This is a genomic window from uncultured Brachyspira sp., from assembly GCF_949287625.1.
Classification (GTDB): domain Bacteria; phylum Spirochaetota; class Brachyspiria; order Brachyspirales; family Brachyspiraceae; genus Brachyspira.
The window spans coordinates 1-11,310 of sequence record NZ_CASEGO010000105.1 but is presented as its reverse complement, the minus strand read 5'-3'; the positions used below and the strand labels follow the sequence as shown (position 1 = coordinate 11,310).

10 protein-coding genes are annotated in these 11,310 nt (G+C 27.4%); 7 read left to right on the top strand and 3 right to left on the bottom strand.

Going from position 1 to position 11,310, the window contains the following annotated elements; all coding sequences use genetic code 11:
• Positions 1–72: 72 nt before the first annotated feature.
• The gene (locus Q1X91_RS13045; protein WP_300758374.1) at positions 73–1,104 is read right to left on the bottom strand and encodes a hypothetical protein; all 1,032 of its coding nucleotides are present in this window, start codon (positions 1,102–1,104) and stop codon (positions 73–75) included.
• A gap of 175 nt (positions 1,105–1,279) precedes the next feature.
• Here Q1X91_RS13045 and Q1X91_RS13040 point away from each other — a divergent pair, with 175 nt between their 5' ends.
• Both Q1X91_RS13040 and Q1X91_RS13035 read left to right on the top strand, forming a co-directional pair.
• Complete coding sequence (locus Q1X91_RS13040; RefSeq protein WP_300758371.1) at positions 1,280–1,972, top strand: tetratricopeptide repeat protein; 693 nt, start codon at positions 1,280–1,282, stop codon at positions 1,970–1,972.
• Between the two features lie 66 nt (positions 1,973–2,038).
• Positions 2,039–3,733 (top strand): DNA repair helicase XPB, encoded by a 1,695-nt coding sequence (locus tag Q1X91_RS13035; protein WP_300758368.1) that lies wholly within the window; start codon positions 2,039–2,041, stop codon positions 3,731–3,733.
• A gap of 129 nt (positions 3,734–3,862) precedes the next feature.
• On the opposite strand, the gene Q1X91_RS13030 is transcribed toward Q1X91_RS13035, so the two are convergent.
• Positions 3,863–4,120, bottom strand: coding sequence for a glucose PTS transporter subunit EIIB (locus Q1X91_RS13030; protein WP_300758365.1), 258 nt, complete (start codon positions 4,118–4,120; stop codon positions 3,863–3,865).
• Positions 4,121–4,232: 112 nt separating this feature from the next.
• The gene (locus Q1X91_RS13025) at positions 4,233–4,583 is read right to left on the bottom strand and encodes a tRNA-binding protein (RefSeq protein ID WP_300758362.1); all 351 of its coding nucleotides are present in this window, start codon (positions 4,581–4,583) and stop codon (positions 4,233–4,235) included.
• Positions 4,584–4,782: 199 nt separating this feature from the next.
• On the opposite strand from Q1X91_RS13025, the gene Q1X91_RS13020 reads away from it, so the two are divergent.
• From Q1X91_RS13020 to Q1X91_RS13000, 5 genes are all read left to right on the top strand, one after another.
• On the top strand, positions 4,783–6,954 hold the full coding sequence (locus tag Q1X91_RS13020; RefSeq protein WP_300758360.1) for an alpha-hydroxy-acid oxidizing protein: 2,172 nt from the start codon (positions 4,783–4,785) through the stop codon (positions 6,952–6,954).
• Positions 6,955–6,962: 8 nt separating this feature from the next.
• Complete coding sequence (locus tag Q1X91_RS13015; RefSeq protein ID WP_300758357.1) at positions 6,963–8,003, top strand: hypothetical protein; 1,041 nt, start codon at positions 6,963–6,965, stop codon at positions 8,001–8,003.
• Positions 8,004–8,017: 14 nt separating this feature from the next.
• Positions 8,018–9,379: a tetratricopeptide repeat protein gene (locus Q1X91_RS13010; RefSeq protein ID WP_300758354.1), complete on the top strand. Its 1,362-nt coding sequence runs from the start codon at positions 8,018–8,020 to the stop codon at positions 9,377–9,379.
• Between the two features lie 393 nt (positions 9,380–9,772).
• Positions 9,773–10,639: a hypothetical protein gene (locus Q1X91_RS13005; protein ID WP_300758351.1), complete on the top strand. Its 867-nt coding sequence runs from the start codon at positions 9,773–9,775 to the stop codon at positions 10,637–10,639.
• 9 nt (positions 10,640–10,648) lie between these two features.
• On the top strand, positions 10,649–11,212 hold the full coding sequence (locus Q1X91_RS13000) for a hypothetical protein (RefSeq protein ID WP_300758348.1): 564 nt from the start codon (positions 10,649–10,651) through the stop codon (positions 11,210–11,212).
• Positions 11,213–11,310: the final 98 nt, after the last annotated feature.

Genomic DNA, 11,310 nt, shown 5'->3' with positions numbered 1-11,310 from the left:
TTTTAATAATTATTAAAAAATAATAACCTATTAAATAAACTATAAAATATATAAAAAATTTAATTCAATAAATCAAACTTGGAGGAAGAATACATATATTATAGCAGCAAAAAGAATGAGTATAACTACACCCATTCCTATCATTACAAGTTTGAATGTATTAATTTTAGAGAATAGTCTGCTTATTAATGACTGTTTCTTATCAGCATCATTATCCTCACCTTCAACATATACATCTCTAGTAGGATTGAATACTTTTAATTTAATAGGCTCTAATTCTTCTATTAAAGCACAAAATCCGTCTATCAATTTTAACAATATCTTAATAGATTTTTCTTCAACATGCTTTTCTAAAACTTCAGCAGGTACTATATATTTTGAATATTTATCTTTCTTACCTTTAAGCTCTAGGTATATTATATTTTCCTCAACAGTATTAGAATTAATGCTTACCATAACTTTATCACCTACATTTATATCATTTATAGATGTACCTCCTATTGGGTCAACTATAAATGAGGCATTGATTAACTTGTAACTAGGTGCTTCAGGCTGTTTAGATGCATCAGTATTTTCTGCAGATGAATTGGAATCAGAACTATATGCAGCATGCATAGCAGCTGTATTTTCCAATTCCTTGTTTACATTATCCAAAGCATTAGAAACATCTTCAAAGCTAAGTACTTTATGTGCTATATCAAAAGTACCTATATGAAAATCCATAAATTTATTCATACTGCTTGCAAATATATCAATAATGGAAATAGTATTATTATTGCTTTGATATATTATAATATTATTAATATTTTTATTATCATTAAAAATCTCATCAATAACTTTTTGAAATTTCTCAAATGATGCATTATTTTCATTATTAAGTTTATTATATATTTTTATATGTTTATAAAGTGCTAATAAATCTGTATACGAGTTTAAAAATTTAAGGAGCTTATTATCATTAGAAATGACAAATGCAATGTCCATGATTTTACTGTCATACTTATCTATAAAAAATACCATATAGATATATTTTTTTAAATCACTGTACTCTGCTAATATTTTTATAGCTAATACTTCTTTAGAATCTATTTTTTGAGGAGACATATATTAATTACCTATATACAAATTTTAACAGTAATTATAAATAAACAATAATAAAATTTCAACCATATCATAGAAAATAATTATGAAATAAACACTTGATTTTTTTAAGTTTAATTATTATAATGGATTATTAAAAATAGCTTTTATTGAAACAATTAATTTTAAGAGGATTTTTATGTCTGAAAATACAAATAAAATACAAAAAAATGCTGAGTTAATATTCACATACATATACAATAATAGAATAATATTCATATCGGGCTTTGTTCTATTAATAGTAATAATAGCTGGTGTCTTGATATATAAAGCCAATATAGAAAGCCAAGACTCAGCAAGAAATACTGAGTTTGAATCCGCTTTGGCATTGTATAATGTGTATCAAAATGCTCAATTACCAGAAGAACAATTAAATGATCCTGCATTAATTATTGATATTACTTCAAGATTTCAGAAAGTATACTCAGCTGCTAAAGGCAAAAACTTAAAATTAAGAAGTGCATACGCTTTAGGCTGTGTTTATTATGATATAGAAAATTTTACAGAAGCTGAAAAATACTATCAGGAAGCGGCAAATGCAAGAGGTTTTTATTTACAAGATAGTGCAATGTATAATTTGGCAAATACTCAGATAGAATTAACAAATTATACTCAGGCCGCCTCTACTTTAGAAAACTTTACTAAAGCATATTCTAAAAGCTATTTGATACCTCAGGCTACTTTAACATTATCCGACGTTTATTTGGCACAAAATGATAAAACTAAAGCATTAAATGTGTTAAAATCATGGGTTAGTCAAAATACTAATAATACAGAATATCTTAATATATTTAGAGAAACTATTTCATTAATAGAAAATAATGTTTATTAATAACTTAAGTAATAAATAATTAGTAATTAAATAAATATATCCATACTTTAATTAAAGGAAAAAAAATTGAACAAGAATGCTCCTATCATAGTTCAGGGCGATGGTACTATTCTTTTAGATGTCAGTACAAAACATTTTGAAGAAATTAGAAATTTTATGCTTGTATTTGCCGAACTTGTTAAAAGTCCTGAATATATACATACTTATAGAATAACATTAGTATCATTATGGAATGCTGCAAGTTTAAACTACACTTCAGAACAGATAATCGGATTTTTAAAGAAATATACCTCTTATGAAATACCAAAAAACATAATAAAGCAAATAGAAACAAGCATTGAAAAGTATGGAAGAATAAAAATTATCAAAGAAAATGAAAAATATTACCTTATAAGTGAAGATAAGAACATAATAGATGAAATACTTCACTATAAACTTATGACTAAATATATAAAAGCAGAAATTAATAATAACAAATTAGAGATAGATGCCACATACAGAGGTCATATAAAATTAGCACTTATAAATATAGGATATCCAGTACAAGATTTGGCAGGTTATAAAACTGGAGAGCCATATCATTTTAATATGAGAACTAAATTACCTTCTAATGGTGAGGATTTTGCTTTAAGAGATTATCAGAAAAATTCTGTTGAAGCATTTTATGCAGACGGCAAACCTGAAGGCGGAGCGGGAGTAATAGCACTTCCATGCGGTACTGGTAAAACTGTTGTAGGTATTGCTGCAATGTACAAAACTCAAACTAGAACACTTATTATAGTTACTGGTGTTACGGCATGCAGACAATGGAGAGATGAAATACTAGATAAAACTGATATACCTCCTGAAGATATAGGTGAATATAACGGATTAAATAAAGAAATTAAGCCTATAACAATAGCTACTTATAAAATTCTTACATACAGAAAAAATAAAGAATCTCCATTTGTGCATTTTGAATTATTTTTCCAGCATAATTGGGGACTTATAATATACGATGAAGTGCATTTGCTTCCAGCACCTATTATAAAACTTACAAGTGAAATTCAAAGTATGAGAAGATTAGGTCTTACTGCTACTTTAGTACGTGAAGATGGACTTGAAAAAGATGTTTTCTGTCTGATAGGACCTAAAAAATTTGATATACCTTGGAGAGAGCTTGAGGAGAAAAAGTTTATTGCTGAAGCATACTGTTATGATATAAGAATACCTTTAGATGAGAGTCATAGATCTGATTATGTTGTATCAAGTGATAAAGTAAAATTCAGAATAGCAAGCGAGAATGTTCTTAAATATACGATAGTAAAAAAGATTATAGAAAAACTTCAGGGTAAAAATATACTTATAATAGGTCAGTATTTGGATCAGTTAAATGAGATGAAGAAAAGAACGGGATATACTATTATCACTGGAAAAACTCCTCAAAGTGAAAGAGATATTATATATAAAAAATTTAAAACAGGGGAAATTACAACTTTGATAGTAAGCAAGGTTGCTAATTTGGCCGTTGATTTACCTGATGCTAATGTATTAATACAAATATCTGGAACTTTCGGTTCAAGACAGGAAGAGGCTCAAAGGCTTGGAAGGGTTTTAAGACCAAAAAAAGGCGAAAATAAAAGCTATTTCTTCTCTATTATCACTACAGACACGAAAGAAGAAGATTTTGCTCATAAAAGACAATTATTTCTTACAGAACAGGGTTATCATTATGAGCTGCTTGACAAAGATTCTTTTGAAAAGCTTGAATTTAATAATTAATAATTAAAGTTTAATAAATAAAAATATATTATTCATTAAACTTTAATTAAAAAAACTCTTTATAGAGAATTGTTATATTTAATATTTTTTAATGCCAATATAAATAAGAAAATATAACAAAATCGATATTTATAGAGCTATAACCCCTAATTTTATCATTTCATCATAAACAGGTTTAACATTCTTACCCAATACTATTTGATACTGACCTGCATTATAAAAAACGCCTGTTACACCTTCTATTTTTTCAATATTTTCATCTTTAATCTGCTCTCTATTTTTTACTATTAATCTTAATCTTGTAGCACAAAAAGAAGCTGATTCTATATTATCTTTTACAACATTAGCAATTATATCTTCTGCTGTTTTTTTGTAATTTAGTTCCATGACAAACCTCTATGATTATAATATTTGAATAAATTATATATATTTATAAATATTTTTCAAACAAAAAGTGATAATTTATTATTATTGCTTATAATAAAGCAGCTAAAATAATCTATCCTATAGCAATACCGTTTTCGCAGTCTTCTTTAGTAGTTAATAATACCACTTCACCATTATCTTTTACAGCACCCAAAACTAAACATTCAGAAAAAAAATTGGCTATTTGTTTTTTGGGAAAATTTACAATTGCAATTACATGTCTTCCTATTAAATCCTCTTTTTTATACAATTTTGTTATCTGTGCTGATGATACCTTTATACCTAATTGACCAAAATCAATTTTTAACTTATACGCTGGTCTTTTAGCTTTAGGAAAATCTTCAGCTTCTATTATAGTACCAGTTCTAATATCAAGTGCCAAAAAGTTATCAAATGAAGTTTCATCTTTAATATTATTTTCCATTTTATAATCTCCAAGAAATTATTTACTAATATTTTATTCACATATAAAAAATTGTCAATTAGTTGATATTAATAATAAGAAAATAATATTTTTAGCATAATAAAAAAAATTTAAAATTCTCTAGTTTGGTATTAAAATTTCGATACTAATAATACTATATAATGGAATATTTTAAACTGAATAAAAAGGCAATACTAAAATGAAAGGTAAACGCATAATAATAATAGGTGCAGGACTATTACAGGTACCTGCCATACAAATAGCTCAGGAAATGGGACTTTACACAATAGTATTTGATTATAATAAAGATGCACATGGAATGAAAATAGCCGATTATCCTATGGTAGTTTCTACAAGAGATGTTGATGGAAGTGTAAGGGCGGCAAGAGATTTGAGTCAGAAAATGGAAATTAACGGGGTTATCACTGTAGGTACAGATGCTTCTACAACTGTAGCTGCTGTTGCCAATGCTTTAGGGCTTCCTGGAAACAGATTTGAAGATGCATATGCTGCTTCAAATAAAATAAGAATGCGTGAAAGATTCAAAAAAAATAATGTACCTCAGCCTAATTTCTTTCCAGTATGGAACTACGATGAAGCAATAGATGCATACAGACATTTAAATACACCTGTTGTAGTAAAACCTGCTGACAATATGGGAGCCAGAGGTGTAATGAAGGTATCAAATGAAAATGATGTACTTGCGGCATTTAATAGGGCAAAAAGTGCCTCTCCTTCAGGCGAAGTTATAATAGAAGAGTTTATGGACGGTCCTGAACTATCTATAGATATGCTTATATACAATGATGAGATATATGTTACTGGAGTAGCTGACAGAATAATAGAGTTTCCTCCATTTTTTATAGAAACTGGACATATTATGCCGTCTGCTTTGGATAAAGAAAAATTAGATGATGCTGTTAATGTAATGAAAGCTGGTATAAAAGCATTAAATTTAAAAATAGGTGCTGCTAAGGGTGATATAAAAGTTACAAAAAACGGTGCTATGGTAGGAGAAATTGCTGCAAGATTATCCGGCGGATTTATGAGTGCCTATACCTACCCTCTTTCTACTGGTGTAAACTTAATAAAAAATGCCATAGAAATAGCATTGGGTAATCCTCCAAGTGATTTAAAACCAAAATGGAATAAAGTTTCTGTTGAAAAGGCATTTCTCCCAGGTACTGGCATTATAGAATCTATTGAAGGCGTTGAAAATGCCAAAAAAGTTGAAGGTATAAAAGAAGTATTTATAAAAACAAAAGCTGGAGATATACTTGTTACACCTACAAATAATTTGGAAAAAGCTGGTAATATTATTGCTGTAGGAAATACTAGAGATGAAGCAATAGCAATAGCAAATAAAGCTATGAACTTTGTACATTTTAAATTGACAGATGAAAAAAGTATTACAGTTGAAGAAATAAATAGAATAGCACATGAAAAACTAGCTTCAAAACAAAGTGCTAATTATCTATTTAAAGGCGATACCGACGAAAAAACAGGTCTTTCTCATTATTCTTTTAATCCTAGTATAATTCATGAAGAAAAACAAGTTAATTTAGAAACTAATATATTTAATATGCATTTGTCGCAGCCAATTATACTAGACACTATATATAATTTGCCTGAAGTAATAGATGGAATAATGGATATAAGAGAATATTATGAAATAGTATTAGATGCAGCTTCTAATTGTGAGGTATTAGCTATATTAAATGATTTTAATAATGAGGAACTATTCGAGCTTTCAATAAGAACAATAAAAGGAAGTAAAAGAGGAATTATTATGATAGACGGCAATAATCCTCAGGAAGTTATTTTACAAAGATTAAGAAAAGCAGAAAAAAATGGTGCTTGTGCTGTTGGAATAGATCTTTCATACTGCTATAATATTACTTCTCATAATAAAATATATGTAAAAAGCGAAAAAGAATTATCAAAAATTATAAAAGAAATAGATATTCCTATAATAATTAAGGGAATATCAAATGAAAATGACATTCATAATGCCAATTCTTCACATGCAAATAGTATATATTTTTCAAATAATAATAAGTATGCATTAAAAGGTATGGAAAAAGTTGCCGATACTATAAACAGAGTAGCATGTAACTTGCATAATAATCATAAAATGCAATTAACATTGCTGGCAGAATCTCCTAGATATGGAGCTGATACTTTTAAATATTTTATGTTAGGAGCTAATGCCGTTTGTATAACAGAAGAAAGCTTTATTGCTGCTATAAGTAAAGGCAAAAAAGGTCTTGAATATGCACTATATTCTAATAAATTGGAATTAGAAAAAATAATGAAAATATTCGGACAAACTGCTGTAAAATATAACAATGCAATATGGCGAAAGAACTAGGTACTATTATGGAAGATAAACAAATAAACTTATCTAAATCATATATATACGGCTTTTTTGCTGCTATGATATGCACTTTAATATACAGTGCTGTTATTATTCCTATTTACATACTTTTAATATCATCAAACCCTGAGAATTTTTTCGTGTATTTACTTTATGCTCTTGATGTTTGGGTATGGATATGGATAGGCATTTCTATATTATATGCTTTTATTATAGTAATGATGCAGCCTACTAAAAAATATACTAGTTTATCCAAAACTATAGAAAACTTACTTTTCTTTATAGTTACTTCTGTAATACTTATACTATCTCTTAGTTATGTACCAGAAATACAAAAACTTTTATATAAAAAAGATTATAGTTTTTACAGCACAATATTAGCTGTCGGATTATTTTTTATATCAATACAATTATCATACTGCATAAAGAAATTTACAATATTTATGTATAAAACTATATTATATAATTTGGGATATACTATTGAAGATGAAGCAGCAGATTATGATGAAGAAGATGAGTATAAAACAGAAAATTATGAAGTTGTAAGAATTAATAAATCAGAGTATGAAATATTTTCTAGTACTATAAAAAATATAATAGCATTCTCTCAAAGATATAAACATGCTATAGGTATTATAGCATTTAAAATATCAAATAGTAATTCTATTATAGATGAATACGGCAGCTGTGCCTATAGAAAGCTTCAAGATGAGCTAATAAAGGCAATAAAGAAAAATGCCAGAATAGGTGAAAATCAATGTTTGCTTTATGATAATGTTATATACTCTGTAATTTTTGCAAATGAGGACGAGGCTTGGAAGGCTACTAAAAGATATTTTAAAGCATTGAAAAATTATAATTTTGAATATAATGGTGAAAGCGTAGATATTAATGTATCTATGGCTGTAAGCGGCTTTGATTTTTCTAATAATAGATCAAATAAAATGTCTGTATTCGTTGTAAAAGATAGTATGATGAGAAAAATTAAAGATGCTTTAAATGAATCAGAAGAAACTGGAAGTCCAGTTATATATTATGAATAAAAGGGATTAGAATCGTGGAAGCTTCATTAATTGTAATATTAGTTTTAATTGTTTTATTAGGTTTTGCCACTCAGTACGTTATTAAAAGCGGCTCATACCCTATCAAACTAAAAAAAATAGTTCAGGCCTACAATGAACAAAATTATGATGTAGCCATGAGAGAAATTAATACTCTAGATCCTAAATATAAAAAAGATGCTAATATATTGTGGATGACTGCAAATATGTATTATAAACAGCAGCAGTATATACTTGCTATGGCGGCATTACAAAATATGATAGACGGAGCATATTTTACTAAAGAATTAACTGAATTAACTGTAAGAGAATTTTTAGCTAAAATATATGAGCAGACAGGCAATACAAAAAAAGCTATAGATGAATATGATATGATTACAAAAATAAGAGATAATGATTATGACTCTTTATTTAAAGCTGGTTCTGTTTGTTATCAATATGGAGAATGGGTACAGGCTCAGAAATACCTTTCTTCAGCTGCAGCTCAAAATGACAGCAATCCGCAGCTATTGTATATGCTTGCTGAATGTTTTTATAAAATACGTTCTTATTATGCAGCTCAGCAGCAAATAGAAAAAGCTATTGCATTAGATGGTACTAATTCTTCATACCACTTATTATTAGGAGAAATATTATCTTCAAGCAGAGATTTCCAAAATGCAATTAAAGAATTGGAAATAGCATATGAAAGTAATGATGTATCTGATAAAGACGCTATATCTCTAAACCTTGCTAACTCATATTATGAGCTTGGAAACTATATAAAAGCAAGAGAATATTACGGACAAGTACTTACTAAAGAAAATATACCTAATGAAAAAGTTGTTGATGAAAGATACAGATATGCTGAAACTTTGGTAAAAAATAAACAGTTTGAAGCTGCTGTTAAACAATGGGAAATAATCAAATCAGTAAGAAATATATATTTGGATGTAGACCAAAAATTAAAAACATACAGTTCTATCATAGCAAACAATGCATTTAGAACTGCTTTGGAAATGGATATTATAGAATATTTGGAAAAATACTTCTACAGAATATTAACATTAAACGGATATGTAGTAACAGAACACAGTAAAAAATCTGATACTTTGGTATTCTTCGTTACTATTAAAAAATTCGGATCTGAAGGTCAGTCATACAAAAGTACATTTGCTTTGGATACTTCTGGATATCCTATGCGTCAGGAAACAGTGGATCAGTTTATGGAATATGCTAGACAATACAAAAGTGCACACTCTTTCTTAATAAGTATAGGAGACTTTGCACCTAACTTAAAAGTAGATGATACTGTAATGATTATTGAACCAGACAGATTTGAAGCTATTATTGAAGGTGTTATATCATTCAGCGACTAATAAGATTAACTCATTTATATTTATACTCTTTTATTTAATAAAAGGCTGTGATTTTTATAAGTCATAGCCTTTATAATTATAATGCATAAATAAAATATACAAAATAATATTTGACATAAATAATAAAAAAATATATACTGCTATAGTAGTTAGAATTATATGACAGGATAAAATATGCAAGCATCAAGCATCAAGCATCAAGCATCAAGCATCAAGCATCAGCAATAATATATTAATACTTTTCACAAATAATACATTCGTAAAAAATTTATCAATAAAAAAATATTATGATAATATAAATACATTTTCATATTGTATTCCAAAACTTTTATTTTTCAAAATGATAAGAAAGCACTCTTTGCTTTATTATAAAATATTATACGGAGTTAAGTTATGAAAAGACTTTACAAACCTATTTTTTTAACACTTTTATTGCTTATATTTGTATTTTCCTGCAATAAAAAAACAACAGACCCTACTTCAGATAATTCAGGAGGTAATACAACTTCAAAATTTGATCCGTCAGAAGTAGAAATACTGATACCTGTTACATATTATTTAAATAGCAGAGTATCAGGAAATCTAACATCATTCAAAAGCGTACAGTCTGAAACTGGAAAAACAGTGTATGAAATCCCTATAACATTCAATGATGAAAGAGTAAGAGATGAAATTGATTATATAAGGGTATCATATAAAGGAGTTAATGTAAGAGAGACTGCATTAACAGAATACAGAAAAGAAGATTTAGGCGATTATCTAAAAACTTATTTGGTATCATTAACTAATGAAAATAGCGGAGAAGTAAATGAATTATATTTAGGGCTATATACAGAATTACAGTTCTCAAAATATATGGTAAAACATGCTTATAGTTATGATGCTTTCAGTTTAGTTTATAATGATACATTAAATTGCTATACTAATAGCAGATATGGATATTATCCTTTAAGCAAATATGATAATTATAATAAAGAACAGCTGAAAAAAGATACAATATTAGCTTTTAATGAGTATGTAGCGAAACCTAGTCTTGATTATACACCTTATTATCCAAGATATGATTATGAATTTATAGGAGATTTTCTTGTAGAAGATAATGTTGCAGATAATGAAATAAATGAATGGATGAGACCTGCTGCAAATTATAAAAGATTAACTTTCAAAGTAAAGCCTAGAGCATTTAAAGGGTACAGATTTACTGACAAAGAAAATCTTAAAGAATATTCTGTTTTAGTATATTTAAAAAAAGATGAATAGGAGTAAAGAATGTTAAAAAAATTAATGATTATAATATTGAGTTTATTATTTATAATATCATGTAATAATAATGTATCAAATCCGAATAACAGCTCTTCAAACGGCAATAATGATAATAACAATGTAAACGAAGATGTTTTTGATGTAAATAATTATACAAATGCATACGACAGCAAATTCAATGAAACATTTAATCAAATAATGGATTTTGAAGGATTAAGTTTTATGTTTGGTCCTCCTGCAAGTATCAATAAAACAGATAATATTTTAATTTTGCCTTATGTAGGTATGAACCATCCTACTACTATGAAATATTGTTTTATAGAAGCTATAGTAGATGATACAGGCACTCCTAAAATAATAGAAACTTCTGAAGTAAAAACTATAATTTATGGATCGCATCAAAGAGAAGACGGAAGCTATGCCTCTGATAAGGGTGAAGCATATCTAGATTTTCCTGATTATAAATATAAAGATTATGGTAATTACAAACCTACAAGATATCTTATGATAATATCTAGCGAAAATGTTTCTGCATCTGAGGGAAGCTATCCTCGATATTATAAATTTTAATATATTTTATTATTATATAATTATTTTATAACAAGTATAAAAAAGCGGACTGCTATTAAAAATAACAATCCGCTTAATTTTTATTTTAAGTAATTATT

Bases quoted from the DNA above. Each gene is read 5' to 3' on its own strand.
- Q1X91_RS13040 (WP_300758371.1), top strand. From the start codon at position 1,280: ATGTCTGAAAATACAAATAAAATACAAAAAAATGCTGAGTTAATATTC.
- Q1X91_RS13020 (WP_300758360.1), top strand. From the start codon at position 4,783: ATGAAAGGTAAACGCATAATAATAATAGGTGCAGGACTATTACAGGTA.
- Q1X91_RS13000 (WP_300758348.1), top strand. From the start codon at position 10,649: ATGTTAAAAAAATTAATGATTATAATATTGAGTTTATTATTTATAATA.
- Q1X91_RS13015 (WP_300758357.1), top strand. From the start codon at position 6,963: ATGGAAGATAAACAAATAAACTTATCTAAATCATATATATACGGCTTT.
- Q1X91_RS13025 (WP_300758362.1), bottom strand. From the start codon at position 4,583: ATGGAAAATAATATTAAAGATGAAACTTCATTTGATAACTTTTTGGCA.
- Q1X91_RS13030 (WP_300758365.1), bottom strand. From the start codon at position 4,120: ATGGAACTAAATTACAAAAAAACAGCAGAAGATATAATTGCTAATGTT.
- Q1X91_RS13045 (WP_300758374.1), bottom strand. From the start codon at position 1,104: ATGTCTCCTCAAAAAATAGATTCTAAAGAAGTATTAGCTATAAAAATA.
- Q1X91_RS13005 (WP_300758351.1), top strand. From the start codon at position 9,773: ATGAAAAGACTTTACAAACCTATTTTTTTAACACTTTTATTGCTTATA.